Raw genomic sequence first — 21,009 nt, 5'->3', positions numbered from 1 at the left:
CCTTATAGCTTAGCTATAAGGTTTTTTTGTTTAGATAGGTTTTAGTTTTAAAAATAACAATCCCCATAATTGTTATTAAGAAAGTTAACTGTCCTAAAAAGTCATACCAAGCAGGGACGTATTTGATACTAATTTCAATCGTTTTATCGGTAGGATTTTTAATGTAGGGGACATGTTCTTGACTAATATCAAAGCTAACTTCTTGATGGTTAACTGAGATACGATAATTATGATTATAAGCGATAACGGGTAAAAACAGATACTCAACTTGAGGTCTATCACCATCTAAGTTAAAAATCAACTCATTAGGCTGACGTGTCAATGTTGTTGTGTAGTCGGTATGATGAGTCTGAGATAATTTTGTTTCCTGAGTACCTATCACCATTTGTTTTTTCAAATCGTTGATAACGGTTTTTGTTCTCTTAGGTAAATAATCCAGAACATAAGGTTGTACAGCTAATTCTTGAGCAAGATTACTATTATCTAATTTTTTACGCATAGAAGTCGGCTTGCTAAGCGTTTGGGCATAATTTTCAGAGACGCTATACCAATGATTAATCACATTCACGCTAGTAAAGGCTAGCAATAGCACTGTTGCTGTATAAAAGAATTCTCGTTTTTTAAATCCATACCAGTATTGACCTAAATTACTTTGAGGTATGTAACTAAAAATGAACCAACAAGTTAACCAAATAACCATAATGAAGTAAAGCTCATTGAAACGCCATGAAAATTGAAGTTTTTTAGCTAAAATCGGGATGATTTTATCAATTGGCAATAGTGTTGTTTGAACCAGTAGCATCATCAAACTAAAAAGACTAAAACTTTTAGCCCAAAAGGGAAGTTGTTTTTTGAAAAGTATCAAGAGGGGAATTAGTAAAAGTAATATCAAAAGCCAACCATTGTAAAAGTAACTACCATCTAAATTTCTCTGGGCAAAGCTTATGATATCCAGACTTTTATAAACTTCACCCTGATCAAAAGACATTGTTAACGTATCACGAAGGACTAACATATGTGAAATAAGTGGAAGCCAAGTGACACTAGTTAATAGTAGTAAAAGTCCTGTATTTTTCGCAATCGTAATCACAAAGTTACGTAATTTTGACTCTTTAATCTTTCCTTTTTGATGTTGATAAACTAAGTGACAAAATTGAGCAGTTAGAAGTATAAAAAGGGTTATAACAACTAAAATGATACTGAGTAAGTGACTAAATGCAACTCCTGTAAATCCAAAAACAAGAAGCCAATTAATTCTTCGGCTCTTACTTTTATTAGTCAAAAATAGGACTAAACCACCAATTACAGCTGGTAAAAAAGCTTGAGCTAATAATTCGCCTAAATCAAATCGAATGTAAATATTATTCATTCGATAATTAGCAAAGTAATATAAGGTAGCAAAAGTTATCGCACCTAGATTTCGCCATTTTTTCCCGTCAAAAGCTCGGCGAAAACTATAATCAGCTATTAACAGAGTTATAAAGTTTACAATACCTAAAAAAAGGTAAGTACTTAGCACAAAATCATGAGTTAACCATAAGCCAAAGGCCAACGGATACAGCAAAAAACTAGGGTAAAATGCTGTGATCATATTTCCTAAAGACCCAAAAGTATGGGTGTTAATATAAGAGAATTGACCATTATTTTGAGCAATTTCATAAGCTCTAGAGAGATGAAATCGCAGGTCATCGCCATACATTAATGAGTTTTGACTCATACTGTAAATATAAAAAGTTGTCAAAATAGCAAGTAGTAAATAAATGAAAATCATTACTTTTGCCGGAAAAAATTTTTTCATAAAATCTACCTATTCTTAAATTTCTAGCTAAAACATAAAAGAATGCTTTGAGATTTAACCTCAAAAGCATTCTTTTGTATTTAGTTATTAAAGTTTCATTTGATCTAATTTCTTAGCTTCAGGTGTTACTTCAATTGAGTTTTGTCCTGTGTAAATAACAAATCCAGGTTTAACACCATTTGGTTTTTTAACACGTTTAACTTCCACATAATCAACTTGAACATGGGCAGAATTTTGCGCTTTTGAATAATAGGATGCAACTTCAGCAGCTTCTTGAATTTCAGTATCTGTTGGTTCAGTTGTTTGTAGAATAACATGTGATCCCGGAATATCTTTAACGTGGAACCAATATTGTTTTTTCTGAGCTTTTTTGAAAGTTAGCCATTCATTTTGGAAATTATTTTTACCAACTAAAATTGGCGTGCCTTCAGAGCTTTGATATTTGGTAATATCTTGTTCAGATAACTTTTTATGGTTACGTGTTTTTTGTTGTTTACGATTCTTCTTCAGATAACCTTGTTCACGCAATTCTTGAACAATTTGTTCAATATCATTAGGTGTTGCAATTCGTAAGTTTTCTTCGATTCCTTGGAAATAGTTCAATTCAGAACGGGCAATGTCTAATTGTTCTTGAACATATTTGATTGAATTACGTAACTTTTGATATTTAGAAAAATACCATTGTGAATTTTTCGATGGTGTTAATTCTGGTTTTAAGTTAATCTTGATAAGACCATTATTTTCATCATAATAATTAGGTAGTTCAATTTGTGTCATACCAGGTTTAACTTCATGAAGATAAGTCGTCAGCAATTCACCCTTGATACGATAATCTTCTGAATTTTCGGCTTGATCTTGTTGCTTGATTAAGGCCTTAATTTTTTTCTTTAACTTTTTAATTTGATTTTTCGTTAAAGTATCAACATGAGATGACCGTTGTTTAACCCATTCACTATTAGCTTTTCTTTGATAAAAGTTAGCTATCAAGTCACTCAATGAGGGATAATTGATAATTTCATCATAACTATCGCTATTAAGAGGGGGAATAGGAGCAAAAGAAGTTTTGCCATTGACTATCATTTCAGTTGCTTTAGGTGAATTAAATTGAGCAAAAAAGGCCGTGAACTCTTGGTAAGATTTGCCACGTTGGTCAAACCATAAACGTAGTTCATTTTTAGTCTGGCCACTCAACCCACTTAAAGTTGAGAACTCATCATCATTTTTTATTGATTCGTTGAATTGTTCCAATGAAAGTTCGAACGGATTTTGCTGATCAGTTAAAGGGGGAAGTTCATAATCTGCTTTAGGTAATAGTAAGCGAGCACGGTTTTTATCAGGTGCAATTCGCTTGATTAAATCAATTATTTTATTAGTACGTTTACTATATAAAATAATGTTACTATGACGTCCCATAAATTCTGCAGATAAAACTAATTCTTCTTCATCGCCATATTCATTACGAGTTAAAAAGTAAAAATTAACAATTCTGTCATTGCCAACTTGTTCAATTTTAAATAAGAAACTACCTTCCAGATGCTTTCTTAAAACCATCGCAAAAGTAGGGGGAACAGTTGGATTTGTGAATTTTTCATCAGTTAAATTCATACGATTATATTGTGGATTAGAAGAAATCAACAATTTTTTATTTTGTCGATTGATTCGGAATACGAACACCAGTTCGTGTTCAAAAGGTTGATAAACTTTTGAAACTTTACTATTTACTAGTTCGGGTTTTATTTCAGTCAAAAGACTATGGATAAATGTTCCATCAAAACTCATATAAAAAACCTCCAATCACTTAATTTTACTATTTTTAGTAGGTTAGATAAAGGGCAATTAACCTGAATTAGTAGATTATCACTATAAATATGATATAATTGTAATAAATTCTAAAAAAGATATAGGTGAGGATTACACAGTGAAAATAGCACTTGTTACAGATAGTACGAGTTATTTAACTAAAAAAGAAATTGAAGATAACCAGATTGTAGTTATTCCTTTGCCAGTTTTCATTGATAACAAGGAATATTTAGAGAACGAAACAATCACTGCAGAAGAACTTTTTGAAATGCAACGTCAAGGTGCTAGTTATCCTAAAACTAGCCAGCCTTCAATCGGACAATTAGTTGAACTTTACCAAAGATTACATGATGAAGGATTTGAAGCAATTATCTCAATTCATTTAGCAAGCACTATCTCTGGTACTGTTCAAACACTCGAAACCATTAAAGAGACTTATCCAGAATTGAATTTATATCCATACGATTCACGTATTACCATTCGTTTAATGGGAAATCTTGTTTTAGCTGCTGCTAAAATGATTGAAAATGGACTAACACCAGATCAAATTATTGAACGTCTAGATCAAATCAGAGATACAACTGATGAACTTTTTGCACTGGACGATTTAAAGAATCTTGTTCGTGGTGGTCGTTTGAGTAATGCTTCAGCATTTGTTGGAACAATGCTTAAAATCAAACCGTTATTAACATTTGATGATGAAACGTATAAAATCGTTTCATTTGATAAAGTTCGTTCAACTAAAAAAGCTGTTAAACAAATTTTTAGTTTAATGAATGAAAAACTTGAAGAACTTTCTTATCCGGTTAAAATTATGGTTTACCATAGTAGCAATCAGAAATTAGCTGAAACTTTATACGATGATGTCAAAGCACAACATCCTGAAGCAGCAATTGAAATTTGTGAATTCGGTCCAATTATCGGAGCTCACTTAGGTGATAAAACAATAGCGTTGACATGGATGATTGATATTGATAAAATCAATTTAGTTGATGGTAAGAAACCGCTATATTAATATAATAGTAGGTAGGGGGATAAAGCATTGAAAAATGCTTTTTTCTTATATATTTAGGTTAACATAATATATATTATCGGAAGTAATGGGCTTATAGTTAAACATCAGAGTAATAATGATATTAAATTTAATATGGTATTTTGATTTCTGACAATTTTAAACATTTAATAAAAAATACTAACTATTACAATTGTACAGAAAAAAATAATTAACACTGTTTCGATGGATTGTTAAATAAAAAAACGAACTTGTGCTTAGAATGTTTCTCTCAGCACGAGTTCGTTTTTATTTATATTAAATTAGTTAATTAAATTCAAATAGCTATTTTTAACTACAAATGTTGCTTGTTTTTGTTTTGAATTGAATTGATTAAATGTACTTGTTATTGAGCTTGATGAGCTACTTGAGATTTTAATTGTATAGTTATCTTTTAAATCAGTATTTATAGATTCATTAATAACATCGCTGTTACCAACAACTCGATCAACTACTTGATTGCCTTTTTCATCTAAAATTTGAATTGTAGATGTTGTTCTTGGCTTATTAGCAGCAATATTTAATTTCATTTGATTTTGATCTTTGTTAGTTATTAATTGAATAACAGGTTTTTTGTTACGGCTATTTACTGTAATCGTATCATTTATAATATCATTTCTATTCAAATCAAATTGCTTCATAAAATTATCTTTATCTGTGTTAGCTAAATCAGATTGTGCAATTTTTCTAGCTAACTGTTTTTTTTACACTTAGTTGCTTAGCATTTGATTGTTTTGAATTGGTTAAATTTTTTCCTACACTCATAATTTTATCTTTCACAGATTTTTCTGTCTGACTAATTAGTCGATTATCTTGAACGAAATATGTTTGAGTCCCTTGAATCTGTTGTGATGAATTTACGATGTTTGATGAATAATTATCAGGTTGCATTATTTTGATTTGATAACCTGATTTCAAGGTCAACTCATCTGTTGCTAATTTTGATTGATTAGAAATAAGATTTTGATAAACAGATTTGCCATTTTCATCTAAAATTTCAAGATAGGTATTTAATTTTGGATTGGATAAATTATTTAATTGAACTGCTAAATCACCATTTGCTATATTTGTTTTAATTTCTGCAAAATCAGTTTGATTATTATCGGTTAAAGTAATAGCTGATGTATATTCTTTAGCTGGTGCTTTAATAGTTAATAATTCAGTATTGTCTTTAAGTATTTTATTTCTCTCATCTTGAGATAATAAATCCAAGCTTAAAATAATGTCCTTTTTCAAAGTAGATACATTTAATTGGCTAAGCTGATTATCATTTTTAAAATCTTGAATTGCTTGGCTAATTGTTTCACGAATACCATTATTATGTGTTTCAGCATTTTCTAAATAGCCATTTTTGACAACCAATTTATTAGTATTATTCTTAGCAGTAGTATTAACAAGTGATGAAATATTAGATGTTAGTCTTGTTTGAGTCTCTGTATGATAAATTTCAATTTGATCCCCTTCTTTAAGAGGTACATTAATTGATTCAGCAGCGTTGTTTATTTTACCATTAAATTCTTTATCAAATACAACATTGCCCTGGTTATCTGTTACTTTCACTTGTGCATAACGATTAAAGTATGGATGTAATTGATTAACTTTTAGTGTATTAATGGTTAAACTATTAGTATCAAAGTTAGGCGTAATATAAGCAAAATCACGATTACTTATTCCTTTTAAGGTAATGGGTTGGCTCAATAAGTTGCCATACTTGTTATCAGAAACGGCAATGCTCGTTTGATTTTGGCTCTCTTTAACATAAACATAGTTTGTACCCAAACTAATATTAATTGGCGCATCAATAATTTCAACTGAATAAGCACCATTATCAACTTTGCCAAAATCAACAGCATCACTATTGATTTTGGCTTTTTTAATAATATTAGAACCGTCTTTTAAGACAATTGTCTTCCCTTTTAAATCATTAAATTGTTGAGAATTAACCTTGAGATTTAATGTAAGTGTGCCGCCATTTAATCCTAATTGTTTTAACTGCTGATTAGTTACTAAATTAAAAATAGAATCAGTTATTTGACCAGTTAAAATAGTTGAAGCTTGATTAAGCTGAGATTTAGGGACAACACTTGAAAGCGGCGAAACAATAGCTCTTGAATTTCGGTTAATTTCTGATTGATTAATTTGAGTTAGGCTAATTCCAAATTGATTAAATACAGGTGTATAATCATGCCCGGTAGCTTGACTGTAATACATATTTAACAAATCTGGTAATGGCAGTTGAATAGCTGGATTATTTTCACTTACTGATTTTCGATACCACTCATTAAATTCTGTCCAAACACTAATGTCAGCACTTTGAATAATATTTGTTAAAATGACTAATCGTTCTCGTTGAGTTATTGGCAATTGTGAGTATGATTGCTTTTGTTCAACTATACTTTGATAAACAGTTTCTTGTGTTTTAGCTTTTTGACCATAATCATATAGCCAGGAACTATCAACTTTTTCCTTACCAAAGTGCGAAAGCAGATACATATTTCCTAATAAATTATTTGACACTTCACCTGTATACATTGAGGACTTATTATTACCGTTACTGTAGTTTGGTTGATAACCGTGTCCCAGCTCATGTAAAGTTGTCCAGTTTCCCTTTTTCATCCAACTATCAACAACTGATTTCCCACCATTAGCGGTATAATTAACATTGTAGTATGCACCTACACCAACACCAGCACTAGTATCTGCTTTGAGGAAAAAACGATTAGTTGGCATTTTATTGAGACTTTGATTATTCTCACTAAGACCCATGATGTGATCATAATAAGTGATTAATTCGTTTTGGTAATCGATATACTCATCAAGATTTGCAAAATCGTTTAATTTTTTTAGCTTATCTTTTTCACTAGTATTGACCATCAATTGGAATTTATTACCTTGTATAATAGCAAAGTCTGCATTTGACTGTTGCCAATGGTCTAAAAAGTCTGTTTGATTATCACCTTTTTTATAAATAGGTAGATCGGTGGTTTTTCCTTGTACAACATCATACTCTACTTCTAAGTTGTTTTGGCCGTAAGGTGTATTAATAAATGGAACGGATATATTATCAACATTTATTGTTTGCCAGTCAGTTGTCAGTGTATAATTTTTTTCTGTTTTACTACTGTCATTTAACAGCCATAATGTTGCATTATTGTAACCATCATTATTCGATACTTTACGAATTTTTATTTGAGATCCTTTATTCAATATAAATCCGAGATCTTGTCGATCATGATTCATACCTCGAGTCATCCCAGTATCAAAGACCCAAGAAGGTCTTTCAAGACTAGTAACATCTTTAGTTGCAGCATCTACCTTTTGATTATTCATTAAAAATAAACTGGTCAATGCGATTCCTGCACTTAGTATTACTTTTTTGCTCAAGCTTTGTTCCTCTTTCTTCATATAAAAATATTGTATTAAAGAATAGTAACATATAAAACTAACTGTAATCAAATGCCATCTCACATGTTATGAACAAGAATAAAAAATCCGGTAAATTTCAATTTACCGAATCTTTTGCTAGTTAATTATTTCTCATTTTGTTCTGATGATTTTTCTTTTTTATCTTCTTTGGTACTTTCTTTAAACACCTTCGCAAGACCAGGAATTTGGCCATAAGTTTGAGCGTTATCACTTGGAACAACAACCATGTTAGATTTTGATTTAGCTAGATCTGAATACGCATTAATTGATTGGTTTTGGAAGTAACGATCATCAGCATTAGCCAGCCCTGATTGAATCGTATCAATACGATATTTTTCAGCATTAGCACGAATCTTAGTTGAATCAGCTTCTGCTTTTGATGTTGCAATCATCGCTTCATTTTTAGCCTTAGTTGTTAGTTCAATTGATTTAGCTTCCCCTTCAGCTTTAGCAATAGATGCTACTCTTTCACGGTCTGCTGTCAATTGTTTATCCATAGCGGTTTGAATTGCTTTTGATGGTGTTAGTTCATCAATATTAATTCTGTCCACATTAATTCCATATGTATTAGTTAAATCACCAATTGCAATAGCTAGTTCTTGATTGATTTTAGCTGTTGAACCTAACGCTTCATTTAGATCCATACGACCAATAATATCACGTAAATGACCACGAACAAGTTGAGCCATCGATTCTACTGAATCCGTATTTTCATACTGATATTTAACAGCACTTGTGACGTGATAATTTAAAGTAACACTGGCCGAAACATCTGCGTTGTCTTTAGTAATAATTGAATAATTAGGCAATGATAATGGTGCCATTGCTAAACTAACTTTACGAATACGTTGAATAAACGGAATATAAAAATGTAAGCCAGACTCAACGCTGTGACTATACTTTCCAAGTGTTTCAACTAGTCCTTGTGAATTCTGTGGTACGATTTTGATTCCAAATGCCATAATATTGTCCTCCAAATATAATTAATTAGATAATTGTTTTAAATAAAGCTGGTTCCCATCATTATTAGTAATTTGATAGTTGTATTGTTTGAGTTTGCTTTGATAAGGATTTTCTAAATGGTAACGATAATAAATGCCAGATACCTCTACCAGATTGTTTTTCTCATCTAATTTTTCCCCTTGAATAATTCTGCCGATAATTTGCCGAGATTCAAAGCTTGGATTAGGTAAATGATCAACAACTAGTCTACGAACATAGTCACTAACTGATAAATTTTTAGACTGTGCAACTTGAACAACTTGTTCATACGTTTGCTCATCCAACTGAATACTAAATTCTTTAGTCATTACTCGTTCCTCCTTTGATGATAGGCCCTATTATAGAAGTAAATTTCATTAATGCAACTGAAAAGTTTGAAAAACTGTTATATACTTACTTTATCACTATCTGCCATTTGCTAATCAGTTTGCCCATTAAAGTAATAATTTCTATCAAAATAAATGATATTATTTTTAGTTGAAGTCAATTTTAGCGTGATTGGTTTATTGCTATCTTCTAGACTAGCGGTAACTGTAGTATACTTGCCCGCTGAATTTTGTTCTAGATTGATAAACTGTGTGTTTACCGTTTCTACCCCAATATCTGGACTACCGTCATTAAATTTAGTAAAAAATCTAATAACCAATCTACCTTCATCATCCTTGGCAAATCCTTGATTAATAACCTCTATTTTTCCAGTATTTAAGATGTCAATTTCTTCTTTGCTCACATATTTTTGAGGTAATTGTGCTTCATTATTCATTGAACAGGCAGTTACAAACACTGATATTACAAATAAAAGCAACCCTGTAATTATTTTATGCTTCATTCTAATATTCTTCCAACACCTTAAATAACCCTTCGATAAGTTTTGAACTTATTCCAAATTGATGTTTTCTTAGATGAAAGTAAATATACGCTAACATATTTTTGAAAATCATTAATTGATAATACGCTGATTGATTGGATAAATCAAAAGAAAATGTTGATATCCACTCTGATAACTGTGATTGAGAAATACGATGGTTTAAAATTCCTTGTACTAAAGCCTCAGCTATTCTTTTTTCTTCCTCATCTATAAATGGAACTTTTATAGCAAAAACAACATTCTTGATAGCTTGAAGTACTTCTGGAACCCAAGATTCAGAAAATTGACTATGTGAAATAGTAGCTGATAAGTAATCTCCAGCATGTGCCATAGCGTGAACCCAGCCGTATTTTTCAGAATATCCTGTTATATCTTTTTCATTATTTAAATAATCAATTGATGATTGCATCAAATAGCACCTACCTTTGGGGGATAGTTTTTGATAGTAAATGCTAGTTTGATCATCATCAACATATAACAAAGTTCCACTTATAAGAGCCGTAAAACTTCTTGTCAGCGTATAATATGATTTTTTATTAATATTCTGAAAAATTAATTTCTTATCAATAATTTCTTTATGTATATTGTTATGTTGTTTAAGAGTGAATAAATTAGACACTAAGCCTAACGTTAGAAATTGATAAACTAAACCATCTCTAATTTTTTGGTCTTTATCACCAATATGTTGAACTAACCAGTTAACCTCTTCGTCACTAATATCAACTTGTTTATTTTTCTTGATTGTACATAATTTTTTTGATAATAGTTGGGCTGTAATTTTATCTTTCATATTTTTATTCCCTTTAAAAACTAACGAACAGAATAACTTTTTTCAGCTATTATTTTGTCACCTTGCTTGATTGAAAAAATAATAGGATTAGTTTTATTAACTAATGAAATAATTTTTGTTTCATATTGATAATAACCTATTGTTTTTTTTAATTGTGTTTGACCATTTTGTTCAAAATTCAACCCTATAATATCATTTTCTTTAGGTGATAATTCCTGTTTCAAAGATAATTGATACACATCAGCACCATCATCATCTTGAGTTATACCCTGATTTAAAACTGTAATTTTACCTCTATCAGGAATTTCAAATTCATCTTTAGAAATATATTTTTGATTTTCAAATAGTTGATTTTCAGGAATATTAATTTGTTGAGTTTGTTCGTTATTAGTTGAACATCCCACAAATAAAATCCCTATTGACATTAATAACCCCAATGTTGTTACTCGTTTCATTTTTACCCCTCTTTTACTTTCCTCATAGCACTCCAAATAGTAATTTGTTTGCCTAACTTTACCAAAAATTATGGATAAAGACAAATTTATAAATTAATCATTAAACCATTCAAGATCTAATCCAAGATTTAAATTAGGGTTAATAACGGGATAGTAATATTTATCTGTATAAATGGTATTGTCCTGATAATTTTCTATTTTCAGTCTAGATGGTGCATTTTCGTTTTTATCATAGACCTGATAATAAACATCATAACCATCTTCTCCGTTTGGTGCGGTAACAGTATAACTTTTGCCCTCTTGCTTATCAAAGCTGGTTAATAATCCTTGAAACTCATTACTTGTTTTAACCATTAGCTTTAAAACAATCTTATTATGATGTTCTTTATCTGAAGCACCTTGGTTGATAACTGTCATTTTACCTTTATTCGGTATTTCAAGTTCCTCTTTACTCAGATAATTTTGAGGCAACTGAGTTTGATTATTTGTTGAACAACCAGTTAGCATCATTATGATGAGTAAAAAACTCCACACAATTGATTTGTTTTTCATTTCAACATTCTCCTAGTATTATTAAAAGGTATCTATTTATTCGAATGCACCTGTATACAAGTGGGGATAATAGTTTTTTTGAAAAACAATTTTATCGTCAGCCTCAATTGTATACGTAATAGGTACATTCTCATCTCCTACGGGAACTTCATATAATTCAAAGGTATCTCCTCGAACATAAGTAACACTAGCAGGAACTGTCTTACCTTTTTGAGTAAAATAACTTGCTTCTTTTTTAGATTCAGAATAAAAATCTCTTAAATCTACTTTGAATCTCATTACCAGCTTATTATTTTGATTGAGCATTTTTCCTTTATTGATAATAGTGCCTTTTCCTTTACCGGGAACTTCTATCGTTTCTTTTTCAAAATAGTTTTGTTCATTAGACGAACATGCTACAAGCAAACACGCCATTACAATTAATAACCCAACTGTCGCCAATCGTTTCATTTTTAACCCTCTCTTACACTCAAATAGTCACCGATTATCTAACTCTAGTGAGAGTCATGGACAAAAGCAAATTTATAGCTTAATTATTAAACCATTCAGGATCTAATCCGAGATTTAAATTAGGATTGATAACAGGATAGTAATACCTATCAACATAAACCGTGCCATCTTTAAAATTCTTCATTTGAAATCTAGCTGGTTCAGTTTCTCCCTGATTATAGACTGTATAGAAACTATAGTATCCGCTTGCTTCAGCTGGTAAAGTAACCGACGGATAATTTTTACCTTCTTTTATATCAGAACTTACCAAAAATGGCTGAAGTTCACTACTTGCTTTGACTAATAAATTCAAAACAACCTTGTTGTTATACTCTTTGTCTGAAGCACCTTGATTAATAATTGTTATATCGCCTTTATTCGGTATTTCAATTGTTTCTTTACTCAGATAATCTTTAAGTTCACTTTCTTTGTGAATAAAAGTACAACCTGTCAATAAGCTTACTGCTAATCCACAAATACTTAAAATCGATAGTTTTTTCAAGTTAACTCCCCCCTATTTTTCAACACTTAAAAAGTCAGATTTTTAGATGATCCTGGATAGTAAGCTCTTTCATAAATTGTTCGTTTTTGTCCATCTGAATCAAAATAAATAGATAATGTAACTGGATTTTTATCATTTTCCAGAGTAACATGATAGTTTTTAGTATTTACTTGCTTATCATTTGTGGCAGTTGCTTCAAGCAATCGACCGTTTTGTCTATATTCAATCGCTGTATCTGAATTTTCTTTAGTCAAAGGTTCTGTCTTAATATCAAATGTCATAGAAGGTTCAGTTTTAGAAACGCTTTTGTATGTGATTTCTATTTTTGACTGATTCAGTAGTTCTGTACTTGTTTTGTCAATATAATTAGTAGCCTGTTCATGATTGTTCTCAGTTTGATTATTGCTATTAGCTGAACAGCCAACTAAACTAACACCTATTAAACAAATTAATCCCAAACTTAATATTCCTTTATTCATATAATCCTCCGAGTTAAAATTAAGTATCAAGATAGTAATTGCGTTTTACTAACGCCTCACCGTTTTCTCTGATAGTAAAGGTAATTGGTGCTTTAGTATCAATTAACTCCAGTATCACAGTTTCAAATTGAGAATCAAAATGAGTGATACTTGATTTTAAAACACCTTTATTATTTTGCTCTAAGTACAATGATCGTTTTGAATTCTTATCATTATAATCAGTCTTATATGAAATTTTGTAAATAGTTTTCCCTTGATCATCTTGACTAACACCATGTGTCAGAATAGTTATTTTTCCTTTTTGAGGAATTGTAATCTCATCTTTTGTCAAATACTCCAGATTGTCCAATATTCTATCTGTTGTTTCGGCATTAGATTGCTGACTATTGTTATTTGTGGAACACCCCATTAAAAGTAACAAACTAACTATAGCTATTACGGCACTTATTTTTTTCATTTATACTCTCCAAATAGTAGTCTTATAGTTAAGACTATCATAGTCATGCCATCGAACGCAAAAAAATAACCTTTCACTTAACTGTGAAAGGTTATTTTTTAACTTTATTTAGCTAATTGTTCAGTTAATTGAGGAACAACTTGTTTCTTACGAGAAACAACACCTGGTAAATCAGCGTGGTTATTTTCAAGTGAAACATTGAAAGCTGTTTCAAATTTAGATGCTGCTGCATCATCACCTAAAACAATTGCAATTGAGTTGCTATTCAAGATATCTGTCACAATTGTCACAAATAATTGGTAGTTATTATCTGCGATTTCTTTTTGCATACTTTCTTCTAAAGCAGCACTTCTTTGCATAACATTATCTAAATCTACAGCATTGATTTGGGCAATACGTACACTATTTGAACCCATTTCAAAACTTTTAGCATCAATATCAATTAATTCTGCTTCTGACTTGTCAGATAAGTCAGCACCAGCTTTTAACATTTCTAAACCGTATGATTCAACATCAACATCAGCAATACTTGCTAGTTCTTTAGCAGCTTCTTCATCAGTTGGTGTCGTTGTTGGAGATTTAAATAATAATGTATCTGAAATGATAGCTGAAAGCATCATACCAGCGATTCCTTTAGGAATTTCGATATTACTTTCTTTGTACATTTTCCAAAGAACTGTACTTGCTGCACCTAATGGTTCAGCACGATAGTATAAAGGATCAGCAGTGTGGAAATCGCTAATACGGTGGTGATCCACAACATGTGAAATTTTAACATCTTCAATATCAGCAACGCTTTGACCAAATTCATTGTGGTCAACAAGCATAACTGAATCAACTTCAGCACCAGCTTTTTCAATTACTCGAGGTGCTGTTAAACCAAAGTGGCTCAAAGCAAAGGCAGTTTCTTTGCTAGGTTTGCCTAATGCAACTGCTTCTGTATCAAAACCTTTTTGGTTAGCAAGGTATGATAAAGACATTGCAGCTCCAATAGCATCTGTATCTGGATTTTGGTGTCCAAAAACAAGTTCTTTACTCATAATACAATCTCTCCTATTGTTACTTTTTATACTTCTCTTCTAATCTACTAAAATATGACTGTTTTGCCAAGAATTTCTCAAAAGAATCAATAAAGTTTTTAATTCGAGGGATTTGATACTTTTCGTTACGAAAAATAATTGACGTTTCAATTTTTAAGTTTTCTCCCAATGAATAATGATTCATCTCATTATCAGGATGCGTCATACAAACTGATTTAGGCACAAAGGTATCATAATTTGTTTTTTCAGCAAACTGCATCAATTGTGATGGGCTTGAAAAATAGATGTCGCTTTCCGGTTTAATTAAATCGTTCATACGATATTGCATTGCAAGTTTTTTAGCAAAATAAGCATCATTTGGGTATTGAACCAATGGATGTCCCAATGTACTTTCTAATGCAATATTACCTTGAGCATCTTGTGAGTCGGATAAGTTATGATGCGATAAATAAATCAATTCATCTTCATACATTGTTTTAACATTATAAGATTGCCAGTGACTCACATTTTCTTTAATTAATGGCATAATCACGATATCTACTTCGTTTTTATCCAAACGGTTCCATAATTCACGTCGACTTGAATTCCAAATATTTAACTTCAAATCAGGATATTGTTTACTGAAGTCAATTACAAAGTCTTCAAAAATAGTTGACTCTAAAGATTCTAGAATTCCAATAGAAATCGTTCCAATTTTTGAGTCACTATTTTGTTGGATTTCATCAACGGCCGCATTTACTGTATTAAACAAATCATTAGCTACTGTCTGCATACGTGTACCAGCATCAGTTAAATATAGTTTCTTACCGATTTGGCCAAATAGCGGTGCACCGACAGCTCTTTCAATCTTTTTAATTTGTTGTGTTAATGCGGGCTGAGTAATTCCTAATATTTGTGAGGCCTGTGTATAGCTCATGGAATCAATCAACTGCAAAAAGTATTTTAATGATTTTGCTGATAAAACAGCATCTGTTTTTGTTTTCAATGGGTGGTCCCCCTTCTTATATCTCTCACCCATATCATAACGACATTATCATTATTCAACAAATATAAAGTCTTGGATTAATACTTTTTTAATAAAACCATTTAAATAACTTAATTAACTAAAATAAAGTAGGCTCATCGATTCGATTATTATTATCGTTTAATTCAGTCACTAATGTTATTGATTCTGGAGTTCCTTGTTCTTTAACGTCTAAAATAAATGAACCATTAGAATATCGATCACTAATTGGATAGTTCTCTGTTAGTACGTCAACAGTTTCTTGTTGATCAGTCACAATTGCTAGTTTAGCTTCCGCACTAAATAAAACAGTTGCACTAACACGATGTGGTTTAGACTTTAACTCTCTCAAGACTAAAATACCACGTTTTGCTCGAGAGAATTTTTGAATTTCTTTTAGTGGTAATTGTTTGTATGCACCACGTTGCGTAACAATCCCAAGTTTTGAGTCTTGGTAGTCTGGTGTTAGTAGTTTAAGTTCTTTAACAAAGTCTTTGTCTTTTAAGTTAATAGATTTTACGCCAACTGCTTTAGGACCAACCGTTGGAACTTCGGCTAAATCATAGCGTAATGCATAAGCGTGATGAGTGATAATCAACACGTCAGTATCTTGTTCATTTTCGACATAGTCGATTGAAACAACTGTTGCATCCCCTTGCTTCAACTTCATAACAGTTGCGGCATGACTACGATAAGTTCGACCCGGTTTAACATCTTCCAACTTAACCTGCTTAATGTAGCCATTGTCTGTTGCTAACACAAACTGGCCTTCTTGATTGAGGTCACTAAACATAAAGACCTGACTAAAATATTCGTCTTCTGCTAATTTTAAATCTTGAGAGATATGATGCCCAGTATCTTTCCATCTCATATCTTCAATTTCATGAACAGGACGATAGATAACATGTCCTTTATTCGTAAAAATAAAAACATGATCTAAAGTTGATAAAGTTTCATTAAAGATTGGCGTATCTTCTTCTTTCAATCCATTTTCAGCTTCAAGAGAAGATTGGTAAGAACGTAATGAAGAACGTTTTAGATAACCATTGCGTGAAATTAGTACTCGTGTATTTTCTTCAGCAATCAATGCTGTTTGATCAATTTCAATCTTTTCAACTTTTGCTTCAATTTTAGATAAACGTTTAGCTGGAAATTCTTGTTGAACTGCTAGTAATTGATCTTTAATCACTTGATATAGACTTGATTGATTATTGATAATATCGTTAAAACAATCAATTTTTTCTGATAGTTTTTTGTTTTCATCTTCTAGAGCATGAACATCTGTGTTAGATAAACGGTAAAGCGGTAATGAAACGATTGCTTCAGCTTGATTATCTGTAAATTGGAACTGTTTTACTAAATTAGCCTTAGCTTCTTTTTTATCTTGACTGGCACGAATAGTCTTAATCACATCATTAAGAATAGATAATCCTTTAATTAACCCTTGCACAATATGCTGGCGTTTTTTAGCTTTTTCTAAGTCAAACTTAGTACGACGCAAGACAACTTCTTGTTCATGATTTAAATAAGATGACAAAATGGTTTTTAATCCGACTTGTTCAGGACGCATTTTGTTAATGGCAACCATATTAAAGTTATAAGAAACTTGTAGGTCGGTATTTTTGAATAAGTAGTTCAAAATAACGTGCGGGTCTACTTGTTTTTTAAGTTCGACAACAATTCTTAATCCTGAACGGTCTGATTCATCACGAACCTCACTAATCCCTTCTACTTTCTTGTTAATGCGAACTTCATCCATCTTCTTCACTAAGTTAGCTTTATTCACATCATAAGGAATTTCAGTAATCACAATCTGTTGGCGGTGACCTTTTAACTCTTGGATATCGGTCTTTGAACGCACCATGATTTTACCTTTACCCGTTTCATAGGCTTGTTTAATCCCATCTACCCCTTGGATAATTCCTCCAGTTGGGAAATCAGGACCTTTAACATAGGTCATTAATTCATCCACTGTCGCTTCTGGGTTGTCTAATAAGTGGATAGTAGCATTAACAACTTCCGTTAAATTATGAGTGGGGATATCTGTGGCATAACCTGCTGAAATCCCTGTTGCCCCATTCACTAACAAATTAGGAAAACGTGCAGGTAAAACAGTAGGTTCATTTTCTGTATCATCAAAGTTCAATACCATATCAACAGTATCTTTATCGATATCTGCTAGCAAAGCATTGGCGATTTTACTTAAACGAGCTTCTGTATAACGCATGGCAGCTGGTGGGTCTCCATCCATGGACCCATTGTTTCCGTGCATTTCAATTAAAGGCTCACGTAATTTCCAGTCTTGTGATAGTCTAACCATCGCTTCATAGATTGAACTATCTCCGTGAGGGTGAAAATTCCCCATCACATTACCCACAGATTTAGCTGACTTTCTAAAGCCTTTATCGTAAGTATTATGATCTAAATTCATCGCATACAAAATACGACGTTGAACGGGTTTTAACCCATCTCGAATATCAGGAAGTGCACGTTCTTGGATAATATATTTAGAATATCGACCAAAACGTTCTCCCATAATCTGTTCAAGAGACATCTCTTGAATTCGTTCTGCTTGTTTAGGCATGATTAACTTGTCGTCCTTTCAACTTGGCTTAGTCTCTGGTTGTTTCTAGGATAGAACCTTCTTCTTCCAGCGTAAACTTCACGTTTTGTTCAATCCAGGCTCTTCTAGCACTTACTTTATCGCCCATTAAAGTGGTTACTCGTTTTTCAGCAATTGCAGCATCATCCATCGTTACTCGAATAAGTGTTCGACTAGCAGGATCCATGGTTGTTTCCCATAACTGGTCTGCGTTCATTTCACCCAGTCCTTTAAAACGTTGTAATTGATAGTTCTTGCTGTACTTCTTAACTAATTGATCTAGCTCTTCATCCGTCCAAGCATAATCGATTGCAGATTTCTTTTGAACTTTGTATAAAGGAGGCAAAGCAATATAAACCTTACCTGCTTCAATAAGAGGCTTCATATAACGATAGAAGAACGTTAGCAGCAATACTTGAATGTGAGCACCGTCAGTATCCGCATCGGTCATGATAATAACTTTGTCATAGTGAGCATCATCAAGGTTGAAATCAGCACCAATACCTGCACCAATAGTATAAATCATGGTATTAATTTCTTCATTTTTGAAAATATCTTGCAGCTTTGCTTTTTGCGTATTCAGTACTTTCCCTCTTAATGGCAAAATTGCTTGGAATTTACGGTCACGACCTTGTTTAGCTGAACCACCGGCAGAATCCCCTTCAACTAAATACAATTCATTCTTTTTGGCATTACGGGATTGAGCTGGTGTTAGTTTACCTGATAAAAGCCCATCGTTTTTCTTGCGTTTTTTGCCGTTTCTTGAGTCGTTACGAGCTTTTCTGGCAGCTAGACGGGCATCCCTAGCTCTAATCGCTTTTTTAACTAATTCCTGGGCAAAATCACCATTTTCCATTAAGTAAAATGATAGCTGTTCATATACTAAAGCATCAACAGCTCCACGTGCTTGTGAAGTACCCAGTTTCCCTTTTGTTTGCCCTTCAAATTGAAGTAACTCTTCAGGGATGCGAACTGAAACAATTGCACTCAGTCCCTCACGATAGTCAGAACCTTCTAGGTTTTTATCTTTTTCTTTTAAAAGGCCAACTTTTCTAGCATAGTCATTAAAGGCTTTGGTGAAACCAGAACGAGCACCACCTTCATGAGTCCCGCCATCTACTGTACGGACATTGTTAACAAATGACAGCAAGTTTTCTGAATAACCATCGTTGTACTGGCCAGCAAATTCAATTTCGATGTCGTTTTTGGTTCCTTCAAAATAAAAGATATCTCCCATAGTCGTTTTTTCTTCGTTTAAGTAAGAAACAAATGACTTAATCCCATCTTCAAAATGGAATGAAACAGGTTCGTTATCATTTAAATGATCCGTTAGCGTAATTTTCAAACCTTTAAGTAAAAACGCTGATTCACGTAGACGTTCTTTTAACGTATTAAAGTTAAACTTAGTCGTTTGAAAAATAGATTTATCCGGTTTAAACGTAATGGTCGTTCCTGTTTTTCTTGAAGTATGCCCTTTATTTTGAAGACCTTCAGCAGTTGGATGTCCGCCGTTTTCAAAACGCTCAACATATAAGGTTTGGTCACGTACAACTTCTACTTCCATGTAAGCTGATAAGGCATTAACAACTGAAGACCCGACACCATGAAGTCCACCAGATGTTTTATAATTATTTTGAGTAAATTTACCTCCGGCGTGTAACACCGTCAAAATAACTTCAATCGTTGGTTTGCCACTAGCGTGCATCCCTGTTGGCATCCCACGGCCAAAGTCAGCTACACTCAAACTGCCATCTTCATTGATGGTAACATTAATTTCTTTACCGTATCCGGCTAGGGCTTCATCAATTGAATTATCAATAATTTCATAAGCCAAATGATGAAGTCCTTTAGAATCTGTTGATCCTATATACATACCAGGTCTTTTACGTACAGCTTCAAGACCCTGTAATATCTGTATTGATGAATCGTCGTATTGCTTGGTCACGTTATGATTCCTCCGTTTTTGTCAATTTCTAATTTATGTCTTTCAAAAAATCGTGTAAAATGTTTACTATACCAATTTAGGGAGGTCCATTTGTTATTTTAAACATTTTAGTATTGGGTATATTAGCCTATCTTATCGGATCATTTCCAACCGGTGTACTTGTTGGTAAAACATTCTACCACAAAGACATTCGGGATTATGGAAGTGGTAATACCGGAACAACTAATACTTATCGTGTTTTGGGGTTTGTCCCAGGCACCATTGTATTAGTGATTGATATCTTAAAAGGAACTCTGGCTGGATTACTTCCTGTTTTATTTTATCAAAATACACATTTTTTTGTATTATTATTTGGTGTAATTGCTGTAATCGGTCATTGTTTTTCAATCTTTCTTCATTTTAAAGGTGGAAAGGCCGTCGCAACTAGTGCTGGTATTGCGTTAGCTTACGACTGGCATTTCTTTTTAATGTCAGCTGTGATTTTCGCCATTATTTTACTATTAACCAGCACAGTGTCCTTAACGAGTATCATTTCTTTTCCTTTAATTACGCTTGAAGCGGTTTTATTTAATGACTGGTTGCTTGCTTCAATTGCTGCGTTAATCACAGTCTTTATCATCTACCGTCATAAAGATAACATTAAGCGATTTATGAATGGTACTGAAGAACCCATGCATTTTGGATTACGTTATTACATACTTAAAAAAAAAAGCCACAAATAAAAAACTAGGATAACTATCCTAGTTTTTT

General features: G+C 32.3%; 20 protein-coding genes. 2 read left to right on the top strand and 18 right to left on the bottom strand.

Going from position 1 to position 21,009, the window contains the following annotated elements; genetic code table 11:
- Positions 1-13 precede the first annotated feature (13 nt).
- Positions 14-1,798, bottom strand: coding sequence for a hypothetical protein (locus R4Y45_RS04245; protein ID WP_339969610.1), 1,785 nt, complete (start codon positions 1,796-1,798; stop codon positions 14-16).
- Between the two features lie 87 nt (positions 1,799-1,885).
- A complete protein-coding gene (locus R4Y45_RS04240; protein ID WP_339969608.1) occupies positions 1,886-3,577 on the bottom strand; it encodes an Rqc2 family fibronectin-binding protein in 1,692 nt (563 codons plus the stop codon).
- A 139-nt stretch (positions 3,578-3,716) separates the two neighbouring features.
- Here R4Y45_RS04240 and R4Y45_RS04235 point away from each other — a divergent pair, with 139 nt between their 5' ends.
- Positions 3,717-4,613, top strand: a complete 897-nt coding sequence (locus R4Y45_RS04235) for a DegV family protein (RefSeq protein WP_339969606.1) — start codon at positions 3,717-3,719, stop codon at positions 4,611-4,613.
- 299 nt (positions 4,614-4,912) lie between these two features.
- Here R4Y45_RS04235 and R4Y45_RS04230 read toward each other — a convergent pair whose 3' ends face one another.
- The 16 genes from R4Y45_RS04230 to parE all read right to left on the bottom strand — a co-directional run bounded on the left by R4Y45_RS04230 (position 4,913) and on the right by parE (position 20,259).
- Entirely contained in the window at positions 4,913-5,290 is a 378-nt protein-coding gene (locus R4Y45_RS04230) for a hypothetical protein (protein ID WP_339969604.1), read from the bottom strand.
- Between the two features lie 46 nt (positions 5,291-5,336).
- On the bottom strand, positions 5,337-8,033 hold the full coding sequence (locus tag R4Y45_RS04225) for a putative mucin/carbohydrate-binding domain-containing protein (protein ID WP_339969602.1): 2,697 nt from the start codon (positions 8,031-8,033) through the stop codon (positions 5,337-5,339).
- A gap of 146 nt (positions 8,034-8,179) precedes the next feature.
- Entirely contained in the window at positions 8,180-9,037 is an 858-nt protein-coding gene (locus R4Y45_RS04220; protein ID WP_339969600.1) for an SPFH domain-containing protein, read from the bottom strand.
- A 21-nt stretch (positions 9,038-9,058) separates the two neighbouring features.
- The gene (locus R4Y45_RS04215; RefSeq protein WP_339969598.1) at positions 9,059-9,385 is read right to left on the bottom strand and encodes a toxin-antitoxin system HicB family antitoxin; all 327 of its coding nucleotides are present in this window, start codon (positions 9,383-9,385) and stop codon (positions 9,059-9,061) included.
- Positions 9,386-9,495: 110 nt separating this feature from the next.
- Entirely contained in the window at positions 9,496-9,840 is a 345-nt protein-coding gene (locus R4Y45_RS04210) for a hypothetical protein (RefSeq protein ID WP_339969596.1), read from the bottom strand.
- A gap of 67 nt (positions 9,841-9,907) precedes the next feature.
- Positions 9,908-10,735 (bottom strand): DUF2785 domain-containing protein, encoded by an 828-nt coding sequence (locus tag R4Y45_RS04205; protein ID WP_339969594.1) that lies wholly within the window; start codon positions 10,733-10,735, stop codon positions 9,908-9,910.
- Between the two features lie 20 nt (positions 10,736-10,755).
- The gene (locus R4Y45_RS04200) at positions 10,756-11,190 is read right to left on the bottom strand and encodes a hypothetical protein (RefSeq protein WP_339969592.1); all 435 of its coding nucleotides are present in this window, start codon (positions 11,188-11,190) and stop codon (positions 10,756-10,758) included.
- 93 nt (positions 11,191-11,283) lie between these two features.
- The gene (locus R4Y45_RS04195; RefSeq protein WP_339969590.1) at positions 11,284-11,742 is read right to left on the bottom strand and encodes a hypothetical protein; all 459 of its coding nucleotides are present in this window, start codon (positions 11,740-11,742) and stop codon (positions 11,284-11,286) included.
- Positions 11,743-11,778: 36 nt separating this feature from the next.
- Positions 11,779-12,192 carry a hypothetical protein gene (locus R4Y45_RS04190; protein WP_339969588.1) on the bottom strand — a complete coding sequence of 138 codons (414 nt, stop codon included), beginning with the start codon at positions 12,190-12,192 and terminating at the stop codon, positions 11,779-11,781.
- Between the two features lie 79 nt (positions 12,193-12,271).
- Positions 12,272-12,733, bottom strand: coding sequence for a hypothetical protein (locus R4Y45_RS04185; RefSeq protein WP_339969586.1), 462 nt, complete (start codon positions 12,731-12,733; stop codon positions 12,272-12,274).
- Positions 12,734-12,759: 26 nt separating this feature from the next.
- Positions 12,760-13,212, bottom strand: a complete 453-nt coding sequence (locus R4Y45_RS04180; protein WP_339969584.1) for a hypothetical protein — start codon at positions 13,210-13,212, stop codon at positions 12,760-12,762.
- 19 nt (positions 13,213-13,231) lie between these two features.
- Positions 13,232-13,669, bottom strand: coding sequence for a hypothetical protein (locus R4Y45_RS04175; RefSeq protein ID WP_339969582.1), 438 nt, complete (start codon positions 13,667-13,669; stop codon positions 13,232-13,234).
- Between the two features lie 104 nt (positions 13,670-13,773).
- Entirely contained in the window at positions 13,774-14,709 is a 936-nt protein-coding gene (locus R4Y45_RS04170; protein ID WP_339969580.1) for a manganese-dependent inorganic pyrophosphatase, read from the bottom strand.
- A gap of 19 nt (positions 14,710-14,728) precedes the next feature.
- The gene (locus R4Y45_RS04165) at positions 14,729-15,694 is read right to left on the bottom strand and encodes a LysR family transcriptional regulator (protein WP_339969578.1); all 966 of its coding nucleotides are present in this window, start codon (positions 15,692-15,694) and stop codon (positions 14,729-14,731) included.
- Positions 15,695-15,812: 118 nt separating this feature from the next.
- Positions 15,813-18,296 carry a DNA topoisomerase IV subunit A gene (parC, locus tag R4Y45_RS04160; protein WP_339969576.1) on the bottom strand — a complete coding sequence of 828 codons (2,484 nt, stop codon included), beginning with the start codon at positions 18,294-18,296 and terminating at the stop codon, positions 15,813-15,815.
- A 28-nt stretch (positions 18,297-18,324) separates the two neighbouring features.
- Positions 18,325-20,259, bottom strand: a complete 1,935-nt coding sequence (gene parE, locus R4Y45_RS04155; protein WP_339969574.1) for a DNA topoisomerase IV subunit B — start codon at positions 20,257-20,259, stop codon at positions 18,325-18,327.
- A 113-nt stretch (positions 20,260-20,372) separates the two neighbouring features.
- Here parE and plsY point away from each other — a divergent pair, with 113 nt between their 5' ends.
- The gene (plsY, locus tag R4Y45_RS04150) at positions 20,373-20,981 is read left to right on the top strand and encodes a glycerol-3-phosphate 1-O-acyltransferase PlsY (RefSeq protein WP_339969572.1); all 609 of its coding nucleotides are present in this window, start codon (positions 20,373-20,375) and stop codon (positions 20,979-20,981) included.
- The last annotated feature ends 28 nt before the right edge of the window (positions 20,982-21,009 follow it).

Source organism: Holzapfeliella saturejae (assembly GCF_037546065.1).
Taxonomy (GTDB): domain Bacteria; phylum Bacillota; class Bacilli; order Lactobacillales; family Lactobacillaceae; genus Holzapfeliella; species Holzapfeliella saturejae.
This window is presented reverse-complemented; position numbering and strand designations above follow the sequence as displayed.

What these genes read in the sequence shown, in the direction of transcription:
- R4Y45_RS04245 (WP_339969610.1), bottom strand. Translation starts at nt 1,798, where the DNA reads ATGAAAAAATTTTTTCCGGCAAAAGTAATGATTTTCATTTATTTACTA.
- R4Y45_RS04240 (WP_339969608.1), bottom strand. Translation starts at nt 3,577, where the DNA reads ATGAGTTTTGATGGAACATTTATCCATAGTCTTTTGACTGAAATAAAA.
- R4Y45_RS04230 (WP_339969604.1), bottom strand. Translation starts at nt 5,290, where the DNA reads ATGAAGCAATTTGATTTGAATAGAAATGATATTATAAATGATACGATT.
- R4Y45_RS04220 (WP_339969600.1), bottom strand. Translation starts at nt 9,037, where the DNA reads ATGGCATTTGGAATCAAAATCGTACCACAGAATTCACAAGGACTAGTT.
- R4Y45_RS04215 (WP_339969598.1), bottom strand. Translation starts at nt 9,385, where the DNA reads ATGACTAAAGAATTTAGTATTCAGTTGGATGAGCAAACGTATGAACAA.
- R4Y45_RS04210 (WP_339969596.1), bottom strand. Translation starts at nt 9,840, where the DNA reads ATGAATAATGAAGCACAATTACCTCAAAAATATGTGAGCAAAGAAGAA.
- R4Y45_RS04205 (WP_339969594.1), bottom strand. Translation starts at nt 10,735, where the DNA reads ATGAAAGATAAAATTACAGCCCAACTATTATCAAAAAAATTATGTACA.
- R4Y45_RS04200 (WP_339969592.1), bottom strand. Translation starts at nt 11,190, where the DNA reads ATGAAACGAGTAACAACATTGGGGTTATTAATGTCAATAGGGATTTTA.
- R4Y45_RS04195 (WP_339969590.1), bottom strand. Translation starts at nt 11,742, where the DNA reads ATGAAAAACAAATCAATTGTGTGGAGTTTTTTACTCATCATAATGATG.
- R4Y45_RS04190 (WP_339969588.1), bottom strand. Translation starts at nt 12,192, where the DNA reads ATGAAACGATTGGCGACAGTTGGGTTATTAATTGTAATGGCGTGTTTG.
- R4Y45_RS04180 (WP_339969584.1), bottom strand. Translation starts at nt 13,212, where the DNA reads ATGAATAAAGGAATATTAAGTTTGGGATTAATTTGTTTAATAGGTGTT.
- R4Y45_RS04175 (WP_339969582.1), bottom strand. Translation starts at nt 13,669, where the DNA reads ATGAAAAAAATAAGTGCCGTAATAGCTATAGTTAGTTTGTTACTTTTA.
- R4Y45_RS04170 (WP_339969580.1), bottom strand. Translation starts at nt 14,709, where the DNA reads ATGAGTAAAGAACTTGTTTTTGGACACCAAAATCCAGATACAGATGCT.
- parC (WP_339969576.1), bottom strand. Translation starts at nt 18,296, where the DNA reads ATGCCTAAACAAGCAGAACGAATTCAAGAGATGTCTCTTGAACAGATT.